General features: G+C 67.3%; 25 protein-coding genes. 8 read left to right on the top strand and 17 right to left on the bottom strand.

Going from position 1 to position 23,680, the window contains the following annotated elements:
* Nucleotides 1-44: 44 nt before the first annotated feature.
* From phnK to phnG, 5 genes are read right to left on the bottom strand one after another with little or no spacing between them, the layout of a single operon-like run.
* The gene (gene phnK / locus BMZ21_RS09905; protein ID WP_425285428.1) at nt 45-851 is read right to left on the bottom strand and encodes a phosphonate C-P lyase system protein PhnK; all 807 of its coding nucleotides are present in this window, start codon (nt 849-851) and stop codon (nt 45-47) included.
* The gene (locus BMZ21_RS09900) at nt 848-1,774 is read right to left on the bottom strand and encodes an alpha-D-ribose 1-methylphosphonate 5-phosphate C-P-lyase PhnJ (RefSeq protein WP_091832746.1); all 927 of its coding nucleotides are present in this window, start codon (nt 1,772-1,774) and stop codon (nt 848-850) included. Before BMZ21_RS09900 ends, phnK begins: the two co-directional genes overlap by 4 nt.
* The gene (locus BMZ21_RS09895; protein WP_091832743.1) at nt 1,771-2,892 is read right to left on the bottom strand and encodes a carbon-phosphorus lyase complex subunit; all 1,122 of its coding nucleotides are present in this window, start codon (nt 2,890-2,892) and stop codon (nt 1,771-1,773) included. The genes BMZ21_RS09900 and BMZ21_RS09895 overlap by 4 nt, the downstream gene beginning before the upstream one ends.
* 23 nt (nt 2,893-2,915) lie before the next feature.
* A complete protein-coding gene (phnH, locus tag BMZ21_RS09890) occupies nt 2,916-3,521 on the bottom strand; it encodes a phosphonate C-P lyase system protein PhnH (protein ID WP_091832740.1) in 606 nt (201 codons plus the stop codon).
* On the bottom strand, nt 3,521-3,961 hold the full coding sequence (gene phnG / locus BMZ21_RS09885; RefSeq protein WP_091832737.1) for a phosphonate C-P lyase system protein PhnG: 441 nt from the start codon (nt 3,959-3,961) through the stop codon (nt 3,521-3,523). The genes phnH and phnG overlap by 1 nt, the downstream gene beginning before the upstream one ends.
* Before the next feature lie 88 nt (nt 3,962-4,049).
* Between phnG and phnF the strand changes: the two genes are divergently transcribed.
* Nucleotides 4,050-4,799: a phosphonate metabolism transcriptional regulator PhnF gene (phnF, locus tag BMZ21_RS09880; RefSeq protein WP_091832734.1), complete on the top strand. Its 750-nt coding sequence runs from the start codon at nt 4,050-4,052 to the stop codon at nt 4,797-4,799.
* 14 nt (nt 4,800-4,813) lie between these two features.
* Here the strand turns inward: phnF and serA are convergent, their stop codons facing one another.
* The 4 genes from serA to BMZ21_RS09860 form a co-directional block, all read right to left on the bottom strand.
* Nucleotides 4,814-6,070 (bottom strand): phosphoglycerate dehydrogenase, encoded by a 1,257-nt coding sequence (serA, locus tag BMZ21_RS09875; protein ID WP_091832731.1) that lies wholly within the window; start codon nt 6,068-6,070, stop codon nt 4,814-4,816.
* A 118-nt stretch (nt 6,071-6,188) separates the two neighbouring features.
* Nucleotides 6,189-6,995 (bottom strand): heme ABC transporter ATP-binding protein, encoded by an 807-nt coding sequence (locus BMZ21_RS09870; RefSeq protein ID WP_091832728.1) that lies wholly within the window; start codon nt 6,993-6,995, stop codon nt 6,189-6,191.
* A 2-nt stretch (nt 6,996-6,997) separates the two neighbouring features.
* Complete coding sequence (locus tag BMZ21_RS09865) at nt 6,998-8,110, bottom strand: FecCD family ABC transporter permease (protein WP_091832725.1); 1,113 nt, start codon at nt 8,108-8,110, stop codon at nt 6,998-7,000.
* Nucleotides 8,107-9,078: a heme/hemin ABC transporter substrate-binding protein gene (locus BMZ21_RS09860; RefSeq protein ID WP_091832722.1), complete on the bottom strand. Its 972-nt coding sequence runs from the start codon at nt 9,076-9,078 to the stop codon at nt 8,107-8,109. The genes BMZ21_RS09865 and BMZ21_RS09860 overlap by 4 nt, the downstream gene beginning before the upstream one ends.
* A gap of 213 nt (nt 9,079-9,291) precedes the next feature.
* On the opposite strand from BMZ21_RS09860, the gene hmuQ reads away from it, so the two are divergent.
* From hmuQ to BMZ21_RS09845, 3 genes are all read left to right on the top strand, one after another.
* Nucleotides 9,292-9,639, top strand: a complete 348-nt coding sequence (hmuQ, locus tag BMZ21_RS09855; protein ID WP_091832719.1) for a heme-degrading protein HmuQ — start codon at nt 9,292-9,294, stop codon at nt 9,637-9,639.
* Nucleotides 9,640-9,652: 13 nt separating this feature from the next.
* Entirely contained in the window at nt 9,653-10,183 is a 531-nt protein-coding gene (gene hutX / locus BMZ21_RS09850) for a heme utilization cystosolic carrier protein HutX (protein WP_091832717.1), read from the top strand.
* A 242-nt stretch (nt 10,184-10,425) separates the two neighbouring features.
* Nucleotides 10,426-11,868, top strand: coding sequence for a hypothetical protein (locus BMZ21_RS09845; RefSeq protein ID WP_091832714.1), 1,443 nt, complete (start codon nt 10,426-10,428; stop codon nt 11,866-11,868).
* A gap of 102 nt (nt 11,869-11,970) precedes the next feature.
* Here BMZ21_RS09845 and BMZ21_RS09840 read toward each other — a convergent pair whose 3' ends face one another.
* Complete coding sequence (locus tag BMZ21_RS09840; protein WP_091832711.1) at nt 11,971-12,693, bottom strand: fused DSP-PTPase phosphatase/NAD kinase-like protein; 723 nt, start codon at nt 12,691-12,693, stop codon at nt 11,971-11,973.
* A gap of 142 nt (nt 12,694-12,835) precedes the next feature.
* Between BMZ21_RS09840 and ppa the strand changes: the two genes are divergently transcribed.
* Nucleotides 12,836-13,375, top strand: coding sequence for an inorganic diphosphatase (gene ppa / locus BMZ21_RS09835; protein ID WP_091832708.1), 540 nt, complete (start codon nt 12,836-12,838; stop codon nt 13,373-13,375).
* A gap of 61 nt (nt 13,376-13,436) precedes the next feature.
* Here the strand turns inward: ppa and galU are convergent, their stop codons facing one another.
* Entirely contained in the window at nt 13,437-14,315 is an 879-nt protein-coding gene (gene galU, locus BMZ21_RS09830; protein ID WP_091832705.1) for a UTP--glucose-1-phosphate uridylyltransferase GalU, read from the bottom strand.
* A 313-nt stretch (nt 14,316-14,628) separates the two neighbouring features.
* Between galU and galE the strand changes: the two genes are divergently transcribed.
* The 3 genes from galE (at nt 14,629) to BMZ21_RS09815 (ending at nt 18,253) form a co-directional block, all read left to right on the top strand.
* Nucleotides 14,629-15,618, top strand: a complete 990-nt coding sequence (gene galE / locus BMZ21_RS09825; protein ID WP_091832702.1) for a UDP-glucose 4-epimerase GalE — start codon at nt 14,629-14,631, stop codon at nt 15,616-15,618.
* Nucleotides 15,619-15,708: 90 nt separating this feature from the next.
* Complete coding sequence (locus BMZ21_RS09820) at nt 15,709-16,944, top strand: lytic murein transglycosylase (protein WP_091832699.1); 1,236 nt, start codon at nt 15,709-15,711, stop codon at nt 16,942-16,944.
* A 67-nt stretch (nt 16,945-17,011) separates the two neighbouring features.
* A complete protein-coding gene (locus BMZ21_RS09815; RefSeq protein WP_167561594.1) occupies nt 17,012-18,253 on the top strand; it encodes an SGNH/GDSL hydrolase family protein in 1,242 nt (413 codons plus the stop codon).
* A gap of 6 nt (nt 18,254-18,259) precedes the next feature.
* Here BMZ21_RS09815 and BMZ21_RS09810 read toward each other — a convergent pair whose 3' ends face one another.
* The 6 genes from BMZ21_RS09810 to BMZ21_RS09785 form a co-directional block, all read right to left on the bottom strand.
* Nucleotides 18,260-19,420 carry a winged helix-turn-helix domain-containing protein gene (locus tag BMZ21_RS09810; protein WP_091832693.1) on the bottom strand — a complete coding sequence of 387 codons (1,161 nt, stop codon included), beginning with the start codon at nt 19,418-19,420 and terminating at the stop codon, nt 18,260-18,262.
* Between the two features lie 79 nt (nt 19,421-19,499).
* A complete protein-coding gene (locus tag BMZ21_RS09805; RefSeq protein WP_091832689.1) occupies nt 19,500-19,775 on the bottom strand; it encodes a hypothetical protein in 276 nt (91 codons plus the stop codon).
* 6 nt (nt 19,776-19,781) lie between these two features.
* Nucleotides 19,782-20,792 (bottom strand): WD40 repeat domain-containing protein, encoded by a 1,011-nt coding sequence (locus BMZ21_RS09800; protein WP_091832686.1) that lies wholly within the window; start codon nt 20,790-20,792, stop codon nt 19,782-19,784.
* A gap of 14 nt (nt 20,793-20,806) precedes the next feature.
* Complete coding sequence (locus BMZ21_RS09795) at nt 20,807-21,769, bottom strand: CobW family GTP-binding protein (protein WP_091832683.1); 963 nt, start codon at nt 21,767-21,769, stop codon at nt 20,807-20,809.
* 43 nt (nt 21,770-21,812) lie between these two features.
* A complete protein-coding gene (locus tag BMZ21_RS09790; RefSeq protein ID WP_091832680.1) occupies nt 21,813-22,721 on the bottom strand; it encodes a metal ABC transporter substrate-binding protein in 909 nt (302 codons plus the stop codon).
* Nucleotides 22,722-22,757: 36 nt separating this feature from the next.
* Entirely contained in the window at nt 22,758-23,633 is an 876-nt protein-coding gene (locus BMZ21_RS09785) for a metal ABC transporter permease (RefSeq protein ID WP_091832677.1), read from the bottom strand.
* Nucleotides 23,634-23,680 lie beyond the last annotated feature (47 nt).

Raw genomic sequence — 23,680 nt, 5'->3', positions numbered from 1 at the left:
TGTCAGTGCCTTCGGCCGGCGCGGTGACGAGGATGTGACGGCGCTCATACGGTGAGCACCGCGGAGGTCAGGAGCTGCGTGTAGGCGTGCTGGGGATCGTCGAGGACCTGGTCGGTCAGGCCCTGCTCGGCGACGCGGCCATCCTTCATCACCATCAGGCGGTCGGTGAGCAGGCGTGCGACGGCAAGATCATGGGTGACGATGATCGCGGCGAGGCCGAGATCGCGCACCAGCACACGAAGCAGGTCGAGCAGGCGGGCCTGGACGGAGACGTCGAGGCCGCCGGTCGGCTCGTCCATGAAGACCAGCTTCGGCTCGGAGACCAGCACGCGGGCGATCTGCAGGCGCTGCTGCATGCCGCCGGAGAACTGGCGTGGCCGGTCGTCGATGCGGCCCGCGGCGATCTCGACGCGCTGCAGCCAGTCGAGCGCGGTCTCGCGGATCCTGCCGTAATGCCGCGCGCCATTGTCCATCAGGCGTTCGCCGACATTGCCGCCGGCCGAGACGTCCATGCGCAGACCGTCGCGCGGGTTCTGGTGGACGATGCCCCAGGCAGTGCGCATCAGCCGGCGCCGCTCCTGCTCGGCGACCGAATAGATGTCGAGCGGTTCGACCCCGCCCCGGAACAGCACCTGCCCCTCGTCGGGCTTGTCGATGCCGGCAAGGCAGCGCAGCAGGGTCGACTTGCCCGAGCCGGATTCGCCGACGATGCCGAGAACCTCGCCCGGCCAGAGGTCGAAGGAGACGTCGGCGCAGCCGATGCGCTCGCCATAGAAGCGGCCGACGCCGGCGACCGAGAGCAGCGGGGCAGGATCGAGCGCGAGCTCCTGCGGGTTGACCTGCATGTTCATGGCTTGGCCTCGTCTTCGACAAGATGCAGCGCCGAAGCGTCGGCGAGCATGGCGCCGCGATGGCCGTCGGCCCGCCGCGTCTCGCAATGATGGCTGTCGGAGCAGACGAACATGCGCCCGCCCTGGTCGTCGATGACGACCTCGTCGAGATAGGAATCGGCCGCGCCGCAGAGCGCGCAGGGCTGCTCCCAGCTCTGGATGCGGAAAGGATGGTCGTCGAAATCGAGGCTGCGCACGCTGGTATGCGGCGGCACCGCATAGATGCGCTTCTCACGCCCGGCGCCGAAGAGTTGCAGCGCCGGCGACATCTGCATCTTCGGATTGTCGAATTTCGGGATCGGCGACGGCGCCATTACATAGCGGCCGTTGACCATGACCGGGTAGTCGTAGGTGGTCGTCACCTCGCCGAAGCGGGCGATGTTCTCGTAGAGCTTGACCTGCATCAGCCCGTATTCGGCCCAGGCGTGCATCTTGCGCGTCTCGGTCTCGTGCGGCTCGAGCTTCCTGAGCGGCTCGGGCTGCGGCACCTGGTAGACCATGATCTGGCCGGCCTTCAGCGGCGCCTCCGGGATGCGGTGGCGGGTCTGGATGATCGTCGCCTCGTGCGTCGCCTCTGTGGTGCGCGCATCGGCGGTGCGCTCGAAGAAGCGGCGGATCGAGACGGCGTTGGTGGTATCGTCGGCGCCCTGGTCGATGACCTTCAGCGTATCGTCGGGCCCGATGATCGCAGCGGTGACCTGGATGCCGCCGGTGCCCCAGCCGCGGGCAAGCGGCATCTCGCGCGAGCCGAACGGCACCTGGTAGCCGGGAATCGCGACCGCCTTGAGCAGCGCGCGGCGGATCATCCGCTTGGTCTGCTCGTCGAGATAGGCGTAGTTGTAGGCCGGCCTGGTCTCGTCCGTGATGTTCTGGTGCACGGTCATTCCGCGGCCTCCGGCAGGGCTTCGCTCTGTTGCTCGGCAAGGCGCTGCTCGCGCTCCTTGCGGATGCGGCGGATCAGTTCGAGCTCGCCCTGGAAATCGACATAGTGCGGCAGCTTCAGGTGCTCGACGAAGCCGGCAGCCTCGACATTGTCGGAGTGGTAGAGGACGAACTCGTCCTGCTGGGCCGGATAGGTCGCCGCTTCGCCAAATTCGCGGCATTTGAGCGCCCTATCGACCAGCGACATCGACATCGCCTTGCGCTCGCTGTGGCCGAAGGAGAGCCCGTATCCGCGGGTGAACTGCGGCGGGACCTCCTTGGAGCCGGCGAACTGGTTGACCATCTGGCATTCGGTCAGGGTGATGTCGCCGAGATCGACGGCGAAGCCCAGCTCCTCCGGCACATATTCGACCGCGACCTCGCCGACCCGGATCTCGCCGACGAAGGGGTGGTTGCCGCCGAAGCCGCGCTGCACGGAATAGCCGAGGCCGAGCAGGAAGCCCTCGTCGCCGCGCGCCATCGCCTGCAGGCGGACATCGCGCTCGGCCGGAAAGGTAACGGGCTCGCGGGTGAGATCGAAGGGGCGCGGATCGCCTGCGGGAGGCGCTTCCTCCTCCATCAGGCCTTCGGCGCCGAGGATATCCGGCACACGCGGCATCGAGGCGTCGAGCGGCTGCGCGGCCGGACGGGCCTGCGTCTCACTCGGCGCAGTCTCGTCCATCAGCGAAAAATCGAAGAGCCGGTGGGTGTAGTCATAGGTCGGGCCGAGCACCTGGCCGCCCGGCAGATCCTTGTAGGTCGCCGAGACGCGGCGACGGATCGCCATCCTGGCGGTGTCGAGCGGCTCGGAGGAGCCGAAGCGCGGCAGCGTCGTGCGATAGGCGCGCATCAGGAAGGCGGCCTCGATCGCATCGCCCTGTGCCTGCTTCAGCGCCAGCGCGGCGAGGTCGGGATCGTAGAGCGAGCCCTCGTTCATGACGCGACCGCAGGCGAGGCCCAACTGCTCGCGGATCTGCGCGACACCGAGTTCCGGCACGCTTTCGTCGCCGCGGCGTGCTTCGGCAACGAGATCATGGGTGGCGAGGATGGCGGCTTCGCCGCCCTTGACCGCGACATACATCAGCAAAGCTCCCGGCGGGGCATTCAGCGGGTTCCCACGATTTGCGTCGAGCGCGGCAAGCCGAGCACCTGCGCGCCATGGACCAGCAGAAGGTCGACACCGAGCGGGTAGACTGCAGCGTTGTCTTCGACCTCGGCCCAGAAGCCGGGACGCAGACCAATCGGGGCGATGCTGCGCTGGCCGGCAATGCCCGGGCCTTCGAGCGTGACAGCCTCGCCGCCTTCGAAGCCGGCACACTGGATCAGCACGGTGGTCGAGCGATCGGGGAACTGGTCATCGCCGGCGTTGAAGGCGGCGAGCCTCGGCTCCGGCGCGGCACCGTCGATCATGACGAAGGCGGCGCGGGCGGGATCATCGACGAGGGCGGTGCCGCAATGGAAACGCAGCCAGGCGCCGGCCGGGCCATCACGCAAGGCGGCCGGAAGCCAGATCGGCGTCTCGTAATCGGCGAGGGTCAGCAGCGCGACGGCAGTCGCAGCTTCGAGCCCGGCGGGCGGCACGATCGCATCGCCAAGATCGCAGGCGAGTCCCGGCTCCGAGAGCGCTGCCAGGAGGGCACGGAAGGCACCTTGCGACTGGAAGACCGGATCGGCGAAGCCGGCGGCTATGAGGGTGTCGTTGGGAGCCATCAGCCGCCCCTGACCAGCGTGAAGAAATCGACCTTGGTGGCAGCGGCCTTGCGCGAGGCGAGCTCGCGGGCAGCCTGCTGCTTCTGGGCGAGGGCAAAGACGCCGCGCCGCAGCGGGCCGGTCTCGGCCTCACCCTGGAGGAGCGCGTCGGTGACAGCGGCGAGGCGCGCCTTGCGGCCGTCGCGGCCGAGTGCGTAGGAGAAGCCCATAGCGCCGCCTTCCAGCCGGACGACGCAGCGCGTCACCGTGGCCTCGCCGAGATTGAAGCGGCGGCCGGCGCCGCCGGCGCGGCCCTCGACCATGACGGTGCCGGTCTGCGGCGCCTTGAGCAGCTCGTGCGTCGGCAGCGGGCCGGTCTGCTGCAGCAAGGCGTCGATCTCGCCTTGCGTCGCACGGGCCAGAACTGCCATCCAATGCTGGCGTGTCGCGATGTCCGTCATACCGTGTCGGCCTCTCGCCAAGGGCTAATGTCTAGACTAAGATAAGCGTGTCGTTGGAAAAGGTCTATACATTTTGGATGAAATTTTGATGACGCCGAGCTTGCCGGACAATCAGGGCGGCGATGGCGGCACAGCCTGGCGGCGGATAGCCGATGCGCTGGCGGCCTCGATCGAGCAAGGCGAATACGAGCCCGGCGATACGCTGCCGGCGGCGATCGTGCTCGCCGAGCAATACGGTGTGCACCGGCACACGGTACGACAGGCCTTTCGGCATCTGGCGGAACAGGGGCTGGTCACGGTCGCGCGCGGACGCGGCACGCAGGTCAGTTCCCGGCGCGTGCCCTATCCGCTCGGCCGGCGCGTCAGCATGCGCGCCAATCTCGGACGGATCGGCATGATCGGCTCCAGCCGCATGCTCTCGGCGGAGGTGGTGGCGGGTGATCCGGAGATTTGCGAGGCACTGGCACTCGAGCCGGGAACGCCGCTATGGCGGTGCGAAGGGCTCAGCCTCGCCGACGGCACGCCGATGGGGACCGGGACGCATTGGCTCGCGGTCGCGCGGTTCCCCGGCTTCGACAAGGTCTATCGCGATGCGGAGGCGTCGATCACGGCGGCGTTCAAGGCCTATGGCATCCTTGACTATGTGCGCCGCTCGACCCGGTTGACGGCAAGGCCCGCCACAGAGCGCGAGGCGGCGTTGCTGCGGATCGAGCCCGGTGCGGCGGTGCTGGTCTCGCTGGCCGTCGACGCGCTGCCCGACCTGACGCCGATCCACATCGTCAACAGCGTCTTCGCCGGCGAGCGGATGGAGATGGTGGTCGAGCCCTTCGGGGACTAACGCTCGCGCTCCGCTCAGCCGCGTTCGTAGAGCAGCCGGGCGCGGATCGTGCCGTCGAGAGCGCGGATCTCCTCGATGATCTCGCGCGCGACCTCGCCGACCGGATCGGCCTCCATCACGACATAGCCGATCTCGCCGTCGGTCTGGAAATTCTGGGCGGCGATGTTGATGTTGCGGCTGGCGAAGACGTCGTTGAGGCGGCGCAGCATGCCCGGCGCATTGCGCTGGACCTGGATGAAGCGGGTGCCGGCCGGGCGCGCCGGCAGTTGCACCTGCGGGAAATTGACCGCGCCGACGGTCGAGCCGACATCGGAATAGTCGACCAGCTTGCGTGCCACCTCGGCGCCGATGCGCTCCTGCGCCTCTTCCGTCGAGCCGCCGACATGCGGGGTCAGGATGACGTTGGACAAGCCTTGCAGCGGAGTGACGAAGCGCTCGCTGTTGGAGGCCGGCTCCTTCGGGAAGACATCGACCGCCGCGCCGGCGAGCGCGCCGCTGCGCAGCGCTTCGGCGAGAGCATCGAGATCGACGACCGTGCCGCGCGAGTTGTTGATGAGATAGGCGCCCTGCTTCATCGCCGCGATCTCGGCCTTGCCGATCATGTTGTGCGTGGCCGGCGTTTCCGGGACATGCAGCGAGACGACGTCGCTGTTTGCGAGCAGGGCCTTCAGGCTTTCGACCGGCTCGGTATTGCCATGGCGCAGGCGGTCGGTGTGATCGTAATAGATCACGCGCATGCCCATCGCCTCGGCGATGTTGGAGAGTTGGCTGCCGATATTGCCGTAGCCGACGATGCCGAGCACCTTGCCGCGGACCTCGAAGGAGCCGTTGGCCGACTTGTCCCAGCCGCCCTCATGTGCCGAGCGGGAGCGGTCCGGAATCCGGCGCAGCAGCATGACGATCTCGCCGATGGTCAGTTCGGCGACGCTGCGGGTGTTGGAGAAGGGCGCGTTGAAGACCGGGACGCCGCGCAGGCGGGCGGCGTCGAGATCGACCTGGTTGGTGCCGACCGAGAAGCAGCCGACGGCGAAGAGGCGTTTGGCGGCGGCGAAGACCGGCTCGGTCAGCTGGGTGCGCGAGCGGATGCCGAGGATGTGCGTCTTCTCGATCGCTTCGATCAGCTGGGCCTCATCGAGCGCCTTCGGCAGGCGGGTGAGGTTCGTGTATCCGGCCTGCTGCAAGGCAGCGACGGCGGAATCGTTGATTCCCTCGAGCAGGAGGACGCGGAGGCGGTCCTTCGGAAAGGAAAGCCGGTCGGTGGGGAGGTTCATGGCGCGCTCGACGGTCCAGCGATGCGCCCGCTCGCCTGGTCGGGCGGAAGGCGCCGGAGCGCCCGCTATAGACCTGTTGTCGCAGCGCACAACCGCAAAGTTGTCGCGCCCGGCCGAGCTAAATTGCCGAAAGGTGCTGCTGCGGCAGCAGGAAAGGCTGGCCGGCCGGCGGCAGGCGGCTGAAGGAGAGCGAGACGCGGAAGACGCCGCGCAGCAGGTTGTCGTCGAGGATGGTCGCCGGCTCGCCCTGTGCGACGATCGAACCCTCATGCATCACCACCAGCCGGTCGGCATAGGTCACGGCGAGGTTGAGATCATGCAGCACGACCAGAACGGCGGCGCCCTGCGCCGCGATGCTGCGGGCGGCGTCGAGCAGCGAGAGCTGATGGCAGAGGTCGAGGCTGGCGATCGGCTCGTCGAGGAAGAGGATCTGGCGCTGAGCGACGCTGCGGCCCGCTTCGAGCTGGCAGAGCGCCCGGGCGAACTGCACGCGCTGCTGTTCGCCGCCGGACAGTGTCTGATACTGGCGGCCGGCAAGGCCGATCACGCCGGCGATCTCCAGCGCTTGGGCGATGATCTCAGCCTTGCGGCCACGCGATTGGGCCCGGCCGACACCTTCCAGCCCCAGCCGCGCAACCTCATAGACGCTGAACGGAAAGGCGAGACGCTGGTTCTGCACCATCACGGCGCGTCGGCAGGCGAGTTCCCAGGCCGGGATCTGCGGCAGCGTCGCGCCGTCCATGCGGACCGTGCCCTGCGAGGGAGCGAGTTCACCGGTCAGCAGCTTGAGCAGCGTCGACTTGCCGGCACCGTTGGGGCCGACGACGATCGTGGTCGCTCCCTCTTCGAGCGCAAGCGAGGCACCGCGAACCAGGGTGCTGCCACGCACCGAGAAGGAAAGACCATCGGCTTCGAGAATCGCCATGCTCAGAGCTCCGCGATCCGGCCGCGGCGCAGCAGCAGCCACAGGAAGAAGGGCGCGCCGATGAAGGCGGTGACGATGCCGATCGGCAATTCCGCCGGCACGACGACGAGGCGGGCAATGATGTCGGCGCCGACCAGAAGGGCGGCGCCGCCGATCGCCGAGAGCGGCAGCAGCAGGCGGTGATCGGGACCGATCGAGAGCCGGATCAGATGCGGCACGACGATGCCGACGAAGCCGATCACGCCGGCTGCGGCAACGCTGGCGCCGACCGCGAGGGCGACCAGCAGGATCGCGAGCGCCTTGATGCGCTGGACGGGCACGCCGAGATGATAGGCCTCGGCCTCACCCAGCATCAGAGCGTTGAGGCCGCGCGCCAGCAAGGGCACGGCGAAGAGCAGCGGCAGCACGATCGGCGCTACCACCGAGAGCTTGGTCCAGCTCGCCCCGCCGAGGCTGCCCAGCGACCAGAAGGTCAGGTCGCGCAATTGCCGGTCGTCGGAGACGAAGGCGAGCAGGCCGGTGAGCGAGCCGGCGAGCGCGCCGAGCGCAACACCGGCGAGCAGCATGGTCGCGACCGAGGTGCGGCCCTGGCGCGTCGCGATCAGATAGAGCGCCAGCGTCGAGACGAGGCCGCCGAAAAAGGCTCCGAAAGGCAGCACCGCGAAGGGCAGCTTCATCGCGAAGGCCGCGAGGAGGCGGTCTCCGAGCACGATGGTCGCAGCGGCGGCGAGACCGGCGCCGGCGGAGACGCCGACCAGGCCGGGATCGGCGAGCGGATTGCGGAACAGGCCCTGCATCAGCGCGCCGGAGATCGCGAGCGCCGCCCCGACCAGCGCGCCGAGCAGCAGGCGCGGCATGCGGATATTGAGCACGACCAGCGCCTCCCGGCTTCCCAGCAGCTCAGCCGGACCGAAGCCGAGCTTCGCCAGCAGGATGTCGGCGACGCGGCCGGGCGCGATCGCGAAGGCCCCTGCCCCGAGCGAGAGCAGCATCAACAGCAGGCAGAGCCCGACGAGCGCGGCGACGGCGATGACGCCCTTGCGGCGGTGGCCGGCCGTGAGCACGGCCAGCGCCGCAGCACTCGCACTCAGGGGCTGCTTCACGGCAAGCGTCATTTGGCGGCGGAAAGCTGGGCGACCTTGGCTTCGGGATAGAGTTCGGCCATCAGGTCGCGCGCCGCGTTCGGGGTCCGAGGCCCGAAGCCGAGCAGATAGAGCCCGTCCATCCGGATCAGCGCCTTCTGCTTCGCCGCCGGTGTCTCCGAGAAGGCCGGCATGGCGAAGAGCTCGTCGGGGCCGGCATTGTGGGCGCTGGAATGGCGCATCATCAGCACGACATCGGGCGCTGCGGTGATGATCGCCTCGTCGGTCATCGGCTTGAAGCCTTCGACGGCGCTGGCGGCATTGACGCCACCGGCGAGCGCGATGATCGCATCGGCCGTGGTGGCCCTGCCACCGACCAGGGTGCGCCCGTTCTGCAGCGAGAGCACGAACAGGACGCGCTTCTGCCCGGGCAGGCCAGAGCGCAGCTTGTCGAGCTCTTGGAAGCGCCCTTTCACTGCGGCGGCGAGTTGCTGCGCCGGCTCGGCGACACCGGCGGCCTTGCCGATCGCCGCGATCTTGCCAACGACTGCCTCCGGAGAAAGCGCCTCGGGGATCATCGTGATCGGCGTGCCGGATTCCTTGAGCAGAGCGAGCGCGTCTGGCGGACCGGCGCCTTCAGCCGCGATCACCTGCGAGGGTTTCAGCGACAGCACGCCCTCGGCCGAGAGCGCCCGGACATAGCCGACGCTCTTCTTGTCCTTCAGCGCGTCCGGCGGCCACTGGCTGGTGGTGTCGACGCCGACGACCTTGTCCTGCTGGCCGAGCGCATAGAGCACCTCGGTGACGACGCCGCCGGCAGCGACGATACGCTCGGCGGCCTGCGCCTGGGCGGGAGCGACGACGGCCAGCGACTCCAGCGACCCGGAGAGGCCGCCCAGCGCCAGCAGGGACACGACCGCAGCAGCCGCGATCTCCCGGCCGAGGCGCTTGGCCCTGAAGCCTGCGAGCGGAGCGGATGAAGGCGCTTGCAGCGTGCCCATGATCGATCTCGTGCGTGCGACGACGCGCAGCAGAAGCGCTCGCAACGCCCAGCTACACTGAAGTCATTACAAAGTAATGGCTCTTTTATAATCATTCAAAACAACGATTATTGGAGCCGTTATTGACGGTGATATGCAGCTTTACTAAGGAGGGTCAAGAGCGGCGCAAGCTGCCGGACCATCACGCTTTTGCAAATCGCCGAGGATTTCCCGATGTTCATCGCCATGAACCGCTTCAAGGTCGTCAAGGGTGAGGAGGAGGCCTTCGAGACGGTCTGGTCCTCGCGCAAGACTCGCCTCGATGAGATGAAGGGCTTCATCGCCTTCCATCTGCTCAAGGGGCCGGAGAAGGAGGATCACACCCTCTACTCCTCGCATACGACCTGGGCCTCGAAGGACGATTTCACCGCCTGGACCAAGTCGGACCAGTTCCGCGAGTCGCACCGCAATGCCGGCCAGCCGCGGCCGACGCCGCTCTATCTCGGCCATCCCGAATTCGAAGGCTTCGAGACGATCCTGACCGAGCACAATCCGCATCTGCCGCGCCAGGCGGCCGAGTGAGAGGCTGATCACGATGTCGTTTGCCGAGACATTGGCACCGCCTGCTCCCGCCGAAGCCATGGCGAAGGTCCGGGCGGCGCTCGCCGCCAAGCCGGACGGCGTGATCGAGGCGGTCGCGCGCGAGCATGGCGTCTCCACCCTAGCCGTGCTCGAGGTCACCCCGGAAGAGCAGCGCCGCTTCATCGCGGCGGAGCGCTTCGAGGCGCTCTGGCGGGAGCTTGCGACCTGGGGCACGGTGCTCTTCATCGTGCACACGCCCGACATCGTGCTGGAATGCGAGGGCTCGCTGCCGTTCGGCTCGTTCGGCCACGGCTATTACAACATCCATGGCGACAGCCCGATCGGCGGTCATATCAAGGCCGGCAACTGCAGGGCGATCTATCTCGTCGACCGGCAGTTCCACGGCCGCCGCTCCTGCTCGGTGCAATTCTTCAATGGTGCCGGCGAGGCGATGTTCAAGGTCTTCGTCCGCCGCGATGCGGCGCGCGAGCTCCTGCCCGATCAGGTCGCACGCTTCGAGGCGCTGAAGCGCGACTTCGCCTGAGACCGACCGACTCCGGCTGACGGGCAATTGATCCGAGCCTCCGCCATCCCCGGCGGGGGCTTTCTCGTCACGCAGCATGCGCATGGCCGCAGGCTGATCGCTGACAAATGACGTCAGTCGCCACGCTTCCGCCACAAGCACCGCCATATCGGGTGAGCGGGGCCTGAAATATCGCGAAAGATCGAGAATTTACCAAGCGTTAACCATAGAAGCGCAGCTTTCTGGCTGCGGAGACAAGTGACGTGATCGACACCGTTGATCGCGCACGGCCTCCGACAGGTGAGCGCCACGGCCGGCCGGCCGGCGCAGACGGCCTGCCCGAGACTCCGGCTGAGGACGCTGCGATGGCGGCACAGCTCGCCCTGACACGGGTCAGCCTCGCCAAGGACCTGATCGGGCCGGCGTCCGCAGCCGGCCCCATAGCAGGGCTGTCATCGCTCGCCAAGCACGCGGGCTTCCGCAACGGGGTGATGCTGGCGCTGCGCTTCGTGCAGGCGCGCCTCCTGTCGGTCTGGGGGCTGCTGCTGGCCGCCGCCCTGTGTCCACCCAAGGTCTTCGCCGACTTCGCGATCTTCGCGGCCCTGGCGAACCTGGCTTCGATCGCTGTCCTGCTGCGGTTCGAGGCGGTGTTCTTCCAGAACAACGACCGGCTGCGGCTCGGCCGGGCCTTCCGCCTGGCGGTCGCCACCGGCACGATCTTTCTCGCCGGGGCCGTGATCGCGGTCCTGTTCGCAGCGGCGCAGGGCTGGATCCTGCGCGGCTTCGGCGCGCTGTTCCTGATCTCGCTGGCGAGCCGGGCGGCGATCCGGCTGCTGCTGGCCGAAGCCACGGCGGAAGGCGACTTCGCCACGATCGGCAACACCAATATCGCCCAGGCGCTGCTCCAGCCAGGGATGATGATCCTGCTGATCTGGCCGCTCGGGCCGGTATCTCTGGCCCTGTTCGCCGCAGACGCATTCGGCCACGCCGTCGCGGCGTGCTATCTCGCCTGGCGCCGACGCGACTCGCTGCTGCGCCTGATGCATCCCGCGCGCTGGTCGCTGACCGAGCTGATCATGGCAGGCTGGCAATGGCGCAACTCGCCGACCTTCCTCCTGCCCTCGGCACTGCTCTCCTTCGGCTTCTCGGCGGCGCCGCTGCTGGCGCTGCCGATGTCGAGCAACCCGGTGCTGGCGGCCCATGTCGCCCTGGCGACGCGCCTGCTCGACGTGCCGGCGCAGATGTTCGGCGCGGTGACGACGCCGCTGGTGATGAACAATCTGCGCAGGCATCGCGGCCACGATCAGCAGAAGCGAGCCCGCCTCGTCACCCTGGGGATGGTGGCCATCGTGGCGATGCTCTTTACCGCGATCGCCTTCGTCGCTGTCAGCACCGACGAATTGCTCCTGAGCGGCACCAAATGGGACGGCATTGGCGAGGTGATGGCGATCATGGCGCTGTTCTATGGCAGCGGCGCCCTGGCCGGCCCCTTGCAGGAAATGGGCGCCTTCTCCTCCCGCCCGCATAGCCAGATGACGGCCAATGCGGTGGCGCTGGCCGCCGCGGCGATCGTGATCTGGGGGTTCGGCAGCCTGTCTCCCGCCCTGCTCGCGGTGATCGGGTTGATCTCGCTGGGGCGCCTGCTGCTGCATCTGCGCCTGACATGGACCGCGATCGGCGACCAGCGATTGGCCAACCCAAGCTAGGCTATTCAGCAATTCTTCGAATCGCAGAATTGCTCTAAGTCTTTCTCTTATCGCATTTTCTTCGCGCGAACCGGTGCCCACTTCGCTCGAAAATGCTCGAGGCTATTCCCGCCGGATCAGCCGGTCGGCGAGCAGCGAGGAGAAGAAGCCCGGCTTGAATTCGCGCTCGAGCCGCTCGGGATCGTACTCCTTCGCCACCCAGTCGAGGAACGGCGTGCCCTTGCTGGCGCCCTCGCGCGCATAGGTCTCGAAGAAGGCGTCGAGAATCCCGGTCTTGGCGAAGCGGAAATGGCCGTAGCGCAGCGAAAGCTCGGCCATCGCCTCTGCGAGCGGCCGCCGCTCGTGGATCAGCAGATAGAGCGCAGAGAAGAAACCGGCCCGGTCGGCGCCCGATTTACAATGGACCAGAGCAGGCGTCTGCAACCCCGCAAAGAACGCGGGGGCAGCCAGAAGGGTGTCGCGGTCCGGCGCGCCACGCGACCGCAGGACGAATTCGACCAGCGCGATGCCGTGGCGCTCGCAGGCCTCCTTCTGCAGCGGCCAGGCGCCGTGCTCGCGGCCGCCGCGCAGGTTGACGATCGTCTTCACGCCCTGGCGGGCGAACCAGGCGATGTCGGTCGGGGCCGGCTGGGCGGCGCGCCAGAGCTGCGGGGTGATGCGGTGCGCATTGAGATAGACGAGCCGGAAGATGCCGTGGTCGGACAGCAGCATATTGGTCCAGGCGCGAGCGCGATCGAGCCGGCCGCGCAAAGGGCGATCCCAGCGCGCGATCCGAGCCATGCGCCTCGCATAGCGGTCTTCCGGCCGCCGCCAGCGGTTCAGCATGGGATCGCACCTGTCATGCCCGCCCGATAGCAGCGGGAGCCTTGCTGCGCAAATCGGTAACTCCGACTAAAAGCCGGGCTTGGCCTTTGCGCCGCAACCGCGCATAACGCCGCCGAAGTTTTATCATCGATAGGTCAGGTACATGCGGCTCGACGCCATCGCCATCGGCAAGAACCCCCCGGACGAGGTCAACGTCGTCATCGAAGTCGCGATCGGCGGCGAACCGATCAAATACGAGATGGACAAGGAAGCCGGCACGCTCTTCGTCGACCGCTTCCTCTATACGCCGATGCGCTATCCCGGGAATTACGGCTTCATCCCCCATACGCTGTCGGAAGACGGCGATCCCTGCGACGTGCTCGTCGCCAATACCCGCCCGCTGGTGCCGGGGTCCTACATCGCGGTCCGCCCGATCGGCGTGATGATGATGGAAGACGAGGGCGGCGGCGACGAGAAGATCATCGCCGTGCCGGTCCCCAAGCTGACCAAGCGCTACGAGAACGTCACGAACTACACCGATCTGCCGCAGATCACGCTCGACCAGATCCAGCACTTCTTCGAGCACTACAAGGACCTGGAACCCGGCAAGTGGGTGAAGCTCACCGGCTGGGGCGACGCCGCCAAGGCCAAGCAGCTGATCGTCGAGGCGATCGAGCGGGCCAAGAAGGCCAAGTCGGGCTGATCCCCTGTCATTGAGAAAAGCGCCATGGCCGGGCTGACCCCGGCCATGGCGTCGGCGTTTTCTATTTCTTCAGCAGCCGCTCGATCTCGGCCCGCAATTGCGGACCGAGATCGCCGCGCTCCAGCGCATAGGCGACATTGGCGCTGAGGAAGCCGATCTTCGAGCCGGTGTCGTAGATGTCGCCGTCGAAGCGCACGGCGAAGAATTTTTCCTGCTGCGCCAGCGCGATCATCGAATCCGTGAGCTGGATCTCGTTGCCAGCGCCCTTCTCCTGCTTGGCGAGCAGGTCGAAGATCGTCGGCTGCAGGATGTAGCGGCCGGTGATGTGCAGGTTCGATGGCGCCGTGCCTTTGGGCGGCTTCTCGACCATCTTGCTGATCTGCGAGACCTTGGCCTTGGCGTCGGCAACGCCGACGATGCCGTATTGATGGGTCTGGTCGTCCGGCACCGGCGCCACCGCAATGTGGTTGCCGCCATGCTCCTCATAGGCCGCGATCATCTCGGCGAGGCAGCCCTTGCCCGCCCCATGGTGCAGCATGTCCGGCAGCAGCAGTGCGAACGGCTCGTCGCCGACGATCTCGCGGGCGCACCAGACGGCATGTCCGAGGCCGAGCGGCGCCTGCTGGCGGGTGAAGCTCGCTGCGCCGGCGGCCGGCAGATCGTGCTTGAGCGCCTCCAGCTCCTTGGTCTTGCCACGCTTGGCCAGCGTGTCGTCGAGCTCGTAGGCCATGTCGAAATGGTCCTCGATCACGGCCTTGTTGCGCCCGGTCACGAAGACAAAATGCTCGATCCCGGCAGCGCGCGCCTCGTCGACCACGTGCTGGACGACCGGCCGGTCGACGATGGTCAGCATCTCCTTCGGGATCGCCTTGGTGGCAGGCAGGAAGCGGGTGCCGAGACCAGCGACGGGAAAGACCGCCTTGCGGATTTTCTTGATCATGCGCGTCCATCTCGCGCGCGCCCGGCGCGCGCCTGCTGAAAATCGGAGGGCTTCGGGGAGAGCCGGCGTCGCCCATTCATGCCGGCCGCTGAAGGCTGGCCCGCGATTCTGGCAAAAGCCGGGCCAGCCCCATCTTCGAATACCATTCTGACCTTGCCGATGCGTCAATGCCTTTGGCGCACTTTGCCGCCCTGGTCATCATTCTTGCATGGCTTCACTCGCGCCGCGCCCGAGATTAGCCATGTGCGCCGGAGAGGCTGGATCGAACTGTCGTGATTCCGGATTATGCCGATCACGTGACGAGGAGACGAAGATGGCGATTCTGGTTTCGGGCGGCGCAGGCTATATCGGCAGCCACATGGTCCTCGAGCTGCTCGACCGCGGCGAGAAGGTCGTCGTGCTCGACGATCTCTCGACCGGCTTCTGGTGGGCAGTGCCGCAGGAAGCGACGCTCGTGCGTGGCGACATGGGCGACCAGGCCGTGGTCGAGCGCACCATTGCCGAGCACGGCATCACCGAGATTGCCCATTTCGCTGCCAAGATCGTCGTGCCGGATTCCGTGTCGGATCCGCTCGGTTATTACCACAACAACACCGTCAAGACGCGCGCCCTCTTGGAAAGCGCCGTGCGTGGCGGCGTCAAGCATGTGATCTTCTCCTCGACCGCTGCCGTCTATGGCGAGCCGCCGGTCTCGCCGGTGCCGGAGGAGATCGCCCTCAATCCGATCAATCCCTATGGCCGCTCCAAGCTGATGAGCGAGTGGATGCTCGGCGACGTCGCCCGCGCCCATGGCCTGACCTATGTCGCCCTGCGCTATTTCAACGTCGCCGGCGCCGATCCCAAGGGCCGCTCCGGGCAGTCCAGCGCCACTGCCACCCATCTGATCAAGGTCGCGAGCCAGGCGGCGCTCGGCCAGCGCGCCGGGCTCGATATCTTCGGCACCGACTACGCGACACCCGACGGCACCTGCGTGCGCGACTACATCCACGTCACCGACCTTGCCCGCGCCCATCTCGCCGCGCTCGACCATTTGCGCGCCGGTGGCGGCAATCTGACGCTGAACTGCGGCTATGGCCGCGGCTATTCGGTCAAGGAAGTGGTCGAGGTGGTGAAAGACGTCTCCGGCGTCGATTTCCCCGTCCGGCTCTCGCCGCGCCGCCCCGGCGACCCGGCCGCTCTGGTCGCCAAGGCCGATCGCATTCGCGCCGAACTCGGCTGGCAGCCGGAGCATGACGACCTCACGCAGATCGTGACACAAGCGCTCGCCTGGGAGGAAAGCCTGCGCAAGCGCAATGCGAGCTGAGCGACGGGATTTGGCGCGGCGTTAACCCATGGTTAACCTCGATCGGGCGCTGTGGTGGAAAGACACCGCGGCCGAGCCAGAGGAGCCATCATGCGCCCCGTCACCGTTCTCGCCTTCGCCGTTGCGCTCGGCCTCGGGCCGGCGCTCGCGCAGACGACGGGTTCGATCAATCCGGCACGGGCGCAGACCCCCAGGCCCGAGGCGCGGCCGGCTGCGCCCGGCTTCGACGGCTTCCTCAGGACGCTCTGGCCGATGGCGCAGGCGCGCGGCATCTCGCGCCAGACCTTCGACCTGGCTTTCCAGGGCGTGACGCCCGATCCCTCCATTGTCGCGCTGACCCGCAAGCAATCAGAATTCACCGCGCCGATCTGGAGCTATCTCAACAGCGCGGTCGGCGGCGGCCGGATCTCGCGCGGCCGCGAGATGCTGGAGGCCCATGCCAGCGTGCTGGCCCAAGCCGAATCCCGCTATGGCGTGCCCAAGGAGATCATCCTCGGCATCTGGGGGATGGAAACCAATTACGGCTCGTTCAAGGGCGACAAGGACGTGATCCGCTCGCTCGCGACGCTGGCGAACATCCGCTATCGCGGCGACTTCTTTCGCGACGAGCTCCTGACCGCGCTGGAGCTGATCGAGAAGGGCCATGTCGAGCGCAGCGAGCTGCGCGGCTCCTGGGCCGGCGCGATGGGTCACACCCAGTTCATGCCGTCGAGCTACATGAAATACGCGGTCGATCATACCGGCGACGGCCATGCCGATATCTGGACCTCGAGCAGCGACGCCATCGCCTCGACCGCCAACTATCTCAAGGGCTATGGCTGGACCCCCGGCCTGCCCTGGGGCATCGAGGTCGTGGTGCCCGATGGCTTCGACCATAATCTCTACCGCGCCAGCTTCTCGTCCTTCCGCTCGGCCGGGGTGCGCCGCGCCGATGGCGGCTCGCTCCCGTCCTCAGGCGAGGCCAGGCTGTTCTACCCGGCCGGCCATACCGGCCCGGCCCTGCTGCTGACCGCGAATTTCGACGTCATCAAGAAGTACAATTCCTCCGACGCCTATGCGCTCGCCGTCGGCCATCTCGGCGACCGGATCGTCGGCCGGCCTGCCTTGCAGGGCGACTGGCCGGTGAAGGCGCCGCGCCTCGACAAGGCAGGGATCACCGATGTCCAGCTCCGGCTGAAGGGCTTGGGCCTCTACAATCACGACGCCGACGGACGCATCGGCACCGGCACGCGCGAGGCGGTCAGGCAGTACCAGCTGCGCGTCGGCCTGCTCGCCGACGGCTACCCGACCCCGGCCCTGCTGACGCGGATGAAGGCGCCCCGCTGACGGAGCGAGCGATCGCGCCTATATTGGCTCTCGGCGCCACCCTCGCACGGCGTCGATCGAGAGCATGATGCGCCTGCGTTCGCTCTTCATGGTTCTGGCAGCTGCCCTCATCCTGCTCGTGACCGGCGGGCCGGTTTCGATCGCCCAGAACCCGGTGCCGCCCGGCCGGATACCGCAGGCACAGCCGCAAGGCCGCAGCCTCTTCAACATGTTCTGGCAGATTCCCGAGCGGCCCGCCGTACAGCAACGGCAGCCACGCGAACGCGTCGCGCCGGCCCAGCGCCGGGCACCGACCCGCGTTGTCGTCCGCGACGACCCGGTTATCCCCAAGGTGGACGTCAATCACCATGTCCTGGTGATCGGCGACACGCTCGCCGGGCAGATCGCCGAAGGGCTGGAAGACAGCCTGCAGGACCGAGCCGATGTCGCCGTGGTGAACAAAGCCAAGGCCGACAGCGGCCTTGTCCGGACCGACTTCTACGACTGGCCGAAGGCAACCGGCGAACTGCTGGCGGGGGACGCCAAGGTCATGGTCGGCGTCGTCGTGCTCGGGCCGAACGACCGCCAGGTGATCCGCGAGGGCGAGATCACCCATGAGCCGCTGAGCGAGCGCTGGCTCCAGCTCTACAAGGCGCGGATCGAGGCCGTCGCGGCAGCCTTCAGCGCCAAACGCGTACCGCTGATCTGGGTCGGCGCGCCGCCGATGCAGAATGCACGCCTCTCGGCCGACCTGACCACGCTGAACGACCTCTTCCGCAAGGGCGCCGAGGCGGCCGGCGGTGAGTTCGTCGACCTCTGGGGTGCCTATGTCGACGCCGAGAACCGCTACGCCGCCATGGGACCGGACGTGAACGGCCAGGTCGCCCGGCTGCGGCTCGGCGACGGCGTCCATTTCACCAAGGCCGGCGCCCGCAAGGCCGCTCATTTCGTCGACGTCGTCATCCGCCGTATCCTGGAGAAGACGCCGACGCAGAACGTCATCGCCCTGCCTGTTCCTCCCGAGGCAGAGGGCACGCCCGCACCGACTCAGCCCATCGATGTCGAGCGCCTGATCGACCGCATGGTCAGCGGCGTCCCGACCGATCTTCCGCTCGTCCCGGTGGCCCCGCTCCGGCCGCTCGCGGGCCCGATCCTGCCCTTGACCGGGGCCGTCTCCCCCGGTGACGACGCCGCGCTGATCGCCTCGATCCAGGAGGCGCGCGGCCGCGGCGATGTCGCAGCCGGGCTCGAGCGCGTGTTTGGCCAAGGCATCGCGCCGGAGCCGCGCCCCGGCCGCGCCGACGATTTCCGTTGGCCGCGACCGAACTGAGGTGGCTCAGGCCAGCTGAAAGCGCTCGAAGCGCTGCATCTCCTCGTCGACCTGCCGCTTCAGTTCGAGTGACGGCTCCGGCTCCAGCCAGGTCCATTGCTGCACCAGGAGCTTGCGCGCCGCCCGATCGGTCTTGAGATCCGCGACGGCGACGATCCGGTCCCCCGCCAGCACCGGCAGGCCGAAATAGCCGAAGACGCGCTTCTCCTTCGGCAGATAGGCCTCGAAGACATGGTCGTAGCCGAAGAACAGCTTCAGCCGCTTGCGCTGGATGACCAGCGGGTCGAAGGGCGAGAGGATGTGGATCAGGCTGTCATCGGCCGGCTTGGACGGCTCCAGCACGCCCGGCGCAGCCCAGTGCGGCGTCTTCTCTGCACCTTCGATCGCGACCGGCACCAGTTCCTTGCGCCTGACGCGTCCTGCGATCAGCGCGGCGACGCCCTTCTTGCTGGGCGCATCGAGATGGCAGATCGAATCGAGGCTAACGATGCCCTGCGCACGCAGGGCGCGGTCGAGCTTGTAGGCCGCAATCTGGCGCTCGGATGCCGGCGCCGGCTGCTTCTCCCAGCCGAAGTGCCGATCGATCAACTCATAGGTCTTGAGCATGCCGGAGCGGGCGGAGATCACGAGTTCGCCATCGTAGAAGGCGCGTTCGAGCAGCCCTTTTGACGGCTTCTTGCTGGCCCAGAGATGCGCCTTCTCGACCAGAACGTCAGTGTCGATGTCGCGGATGGTGAGGGCGCCGTCCTTGCGAATACGGCGCAGCAGCTTGCGCGCCTCCTCGCGGCTACCGACCGAGGCCCAGCGCTTGGGCTCGGCGCGGTGCGCCTGCATCGCCGGCAGGAAATAGCGGAAGTCCGCGGTCGGCACATAGGACAGCGCATGCGTCCAGTACTCGAACACCGACTTGTCCTGCGACTGCGCCTGCGCGAGGTCGTCGCGGCGATAATCGGGGATCCGGCTGTAGAGGATATGGTGGTGGCAGCGCTCGACCACGTTGATCGTATCGATCTGGACATAACCGAGATGGGCGACCGCAGCCGCCGTCGCCGCGGGACCGGAGCCGAAGGGCTCGCGCGTGTCGAGCTTCTGGGCCTTGAGCCAGATCCGGCGCGCCTCGGCCTTGTCGAGCGTCAGGATCTTTCGCGGTCGCGTCGCCATCGGCATAAGCTAGCCATGCGATTGCCGAAGGTTAAGGCGCGGTGCCGCCATCTGCTGACATATCATGGCGGTGGTCTTCGCTAGCTCAACCTGCCGTCGACAACGCCTGCGCCAGCGCCTCCGGCGTCAGCTCCGCCAGCCCCATCTGGACCTTGAACGCCCTCGTCTTCTCGCCTGGCTTCATCACCAGAATCACCGTCTCGGTGCCCGGGCAGGCGGGATCGGCGCAGAGGATCTCGTTGACCGCGACCACAGCGTTCTCAGGCAGGCCGAGCAGTTCGCGCACCTGTCGCTTGACCTGCGCCGCGGCATCCGCGCCGGCGGCCTCGCGCTTTTCCCTGCCAAAGAGGCCGAAGCGCATCGCCGCTCAGCCACCCGGCAGGGTCAGGACGCCGGCTTCACCGTCCTCGGTGCCGAAGGCAAGGCGCTTGCCGAGCTTGTCCCAGGCAAAGGCGGTGATGCCGCTGCCGCGTTGCGCCGGCCGAACCAGCAGCTCGGAAGCATCGGTCAGACGGATCATCAGAATGCAGCCGTCATCATAGCCGACGGCCAGCACCAGCGCCTTGGGATGGAAGGCGACGCGGGTGACCTTGGCGTGTCGCGCGCCGCATTCGCGCGGCGCCTTGCCCGTCGGCCCCTCGCCCTGGAAAGGCCAGACGATCGCGGCATCCGCGCCGCTGGAGGCGAGCCAGAGCCCGTCATGCGACCAGGATAGCGAACGCGGCTTGGCCGGGTAGCCGGTCATGCGCATATGGCTCGGCTTCTCGCCGAGCCGCCAGCCATGCAGCGCATTCTCCTGCATGGCTGTGACGATGAAGCGCCCGTCCGGCGACCAGGTCACGTCGAGATGCGAGCCTTTCCATTCCAGGAAATCGGGCTTGGCCTCGGTGTTCGGATACCAGAGCAGCACGCCGTTCATTTGGGCAATGGCGAGGCGATAGCCCTTCGGCGCCAGGCTGAGGCCCTGTGGCGTCGAGGCGACCTCGATCGACCTGAGCCTGCCCTTGTCGTCGCGGGCGTGGACATTGCGGCCGCTGTTCCAGGCGATGCTGCCGGACGATGATACCGTGACGGCATCGATCCAGCGCCGCTTTTGATCGCGGGCGAGTTCTTCCGGCGCGCCATCGGCCGAGGTCGCGACGACGCGGCCGTCATCGCCGCCGCTGATCAGGCGCGCACCGTCCGAGGCGACGCAGAGCAGGCCGCCGCCATGCGCCTCGACGCTCTGCGTCTCGCCATCGCGCCAGCGCAGCACGCGGCCATCGGCGAGGGCAAGCGCCAGCGTCTGCTTCAGCCAGACGGCGCCGACGACATGCTCGCCGGCTTCGACGGGAACGACATGCTCGCGCAGCGAGACCGGTTTGCTGATCGAATCCATACCCACGCTTTAGCTCAAGCCGCGCAGGCCATGAACCCCTTGCGCAGCGCTGCCTCGTCGAGATCGCGGCCGATGAAGACGAGGCGCGATTCACGCTTCTCGCCGGATTTCCAGTCGCGCTGCAAATCGCCGTCGAGGATCATGTGCACGCCCTGGAAGACGAAACGCCGCGGCTCGTCCTTGAAGGCCAAAATACCCTTGGAGCGCAGGATGTTCGGCCCCTGCACCTGGCTGATGTCGTTGATCCACGGCATGAACTTCTCGGGATCGACATCGCCGGGGATGGTGAAGGACATCGACCGGACGTCCTCCGAGTGATGGTGATGGTGGCCGGCTTCGAGGAAGTCCGGCTCGATGTCGAGGATGCGGTCGAGATCAAACGCGTTGCGGTCGAGCAGCTCGGCGATCGGCAGGTCGCAGCGCGTCGTCTTGTGCAGCTTGGCATAGGGGTTGATCGCGCGGATCGCCGCCTCGACCTCGGCGAGCCCTTCGGCGCTGACGAGATCGGTCTTGTTCAGGATGATCACGTCGGCGAAGGCGATCTGGTTCTTCGCCTCCGGCGCATCCTTCAGCCGGTCCTGCAGCCACTTCGCATCGGTGACGGTCACGACCGCGTCGAGCTTGGTGGCGTCGCCGACATCCTGGTCGACGAAGAAAGTCTGCGCGACCGGGGCGGGATCGGCGAGGCCGGTCGTCTCGACGATGATCGCGTCGAACTTGCCCTTGCGCTTCATCAGGCCGTCGAGGATGCGGATCAGGTCGCCGCGCACCGTGCAGCAGATGCAGCCATTGTTCATCTCGAACACTTCCTCGTCGGCGCCGACGACGAGGTCGCCATCGATGCCGGTCTCGCCGAACTCGTTGACGATCACGGCGAATTTCTTGCCGTGGTCCTCGGTGAGGATGCGGTTGAGGAGCGTGGTCTTGCCGGCGCCCAGATAGCCGGTGAGCACCGTGACGGGAATCTTCTCGGACATGGGAAACGACCTGGTTGGTGGCGCTGCTGCGATCGCGGTCCGGTCAGGCCGGGCCGGCGACGAGCGCCTTCTCGATCTGGCTTATATTGTGTTTCATCATCGCGATGTAAGTCCCGGCCGGACCATCGGCGGCCGAAAGCGCGTCCGAATAGAGCCGGCCGCCGATCTTCGCGCCGCTCTCCCTGGCGATCTGCTCGGCCAGGCGCGGATTGGTGATGTTCTCGAGGAAGACCGCCGGCACCTTCTCCGCCTTGATCTGGCGGATGATGCGGGCGACGTCCTTGGCCGAGGCCTCGGCCTCGGTCGAGACGCCCTGCGGCGCGATGAACGCGATGCCGTAGGCTTTGACGAAATAGCCGAAGGCGTCATGCGAGGTGATAGCCTTGCGCCGGTCTGCCGGAATGCGCGCGACCGCGGCCTTGATCTCGGCTTCGAGCGCATCGAGCTTGGTCTGATAGGCCGCGGCATTGGCCTCGTAGGTCGCCTTGCCGGCTGGATCGGCGGCGATGAGTGCATCGCGGACATTGCCGACATAGAGCCTGGCGTTGGCGACGCTCTGCCAGGCATGCGGATCCTCGCCGCCATGGCCGTGGCCGTGATCGTCGGCCATCTTCAGCGGCGTGATCCCGGTGGTCGCCGTCGCGACGGTCGCCTTGGTGCCCGACGATTTCACCAGCCGGGTCAGCCAGCCCTCGAATTTCAGCCCGTTGACGACGACGAGCTTGGCGCCGGCCACCGTCTTCGCGTCGGCCGGTGTCGGCGAATAGACATGGGCGTCGCCGTCGGGCCCGACCAATGTGGTCACCGTGACGCGCTCGCCGCCGATCTCGCGCACGAAATCGCCGAGGATCGAGAAGCTCGCGACGACCGGCAGCTTCTCCTGGGCAAAGGCCGGCAATGGCAGGGCAACGCCGGCAACAAGGCCGAGGAGGACGGAGCGGCGGTTCAGCATGATGGCACTCGCGCTATATGAAACAGTATAACATAACTAGCGCTGGAGATGGGCCCTCGGCAAGAGCCGCCGCGCAAGGCCGCCCTGCGATCCCAGCAGGAGCGAACCGAGATAGAGCGCGCCGGCCGAGAGGATGATCGCCGGCCCGGCCGGGAGATTGCTGCCGGCGGCATAGGAGGCGACGAGCCCGATATATCCGGACGCCATGCCGAAGCCGGAGGCGAGCAGGATCAGCCGGGTGATGTCGGCGGTCCAGAAGCGCGCCGCAGCGGCCGGCAGCATCATCAGCCCGACGGCGAGCAGCGTGCCGAGCGCATGGAAGCCGGCGACGAGGTTGACCACGACGAGGCCGAGGAAGGTCAGGTGCACGAAGCCGCCGGACCGGCTGACCGAGCGCAGGAAGCCGGGATCGACGCATTCGAGCACGAGCGGGCGATAGGCCAGCGCCAGCACGCCGAGCGTCAGGCTGGCGACGCCGGAGAGCAGCACCAGCACGTCGTCGTCGAGCGCCAGCACATTGCCGAACAGCACATGGAAGAGATCGACGGCCGAACCCCGCAGCGAAACCAGGGTGACGCCGAGCGCCAGCGAGATCAGGTAGAAGGCGGCGAGCGAGGCGTCTTCTTTGAGCACGGTCAGGCGCGCCACCGCGCCGGCTGCGAGGGCCACGGTGAAACCGGCGACGAGGCCGCCCAAGGTCATCGCCGGCAGCGAGAAACCGGCGACGAGATAGCCGAGCGCGGCCCCGGGCAGGATCGCATGCGCCATGGCATCGCCGGTCAGGCTCATCCGCCGCAGCATCAGGAAGACGCCGACCGGCGCGCCGGAGACCGACAGCGCGATCACGCCGACCAGCGCCCGGCGCATGAAATCGAATTCGGCGAAGGGGCCGATCAGGAGGTCGTAGAGCATCGCGTTCAATTCAAAGGCGCGGTCGTTCCGGGCGTAGCGGAGAGAAG

It is taken from the genome of Allobosea lupini (assembly GCF_900109525.1).
Classification (GTDB): domain Bacteria; phylum Pseudomonadota; class Alphaproteobacteria; order Rhizobiales; family Beijerinckiaceae; genus Allobosea; species Allobosea lupini.
Note: the sequence above shows the minus strand (reverse complement) of the source record. Positions and strands in the feature narration are given on the sequence as shown.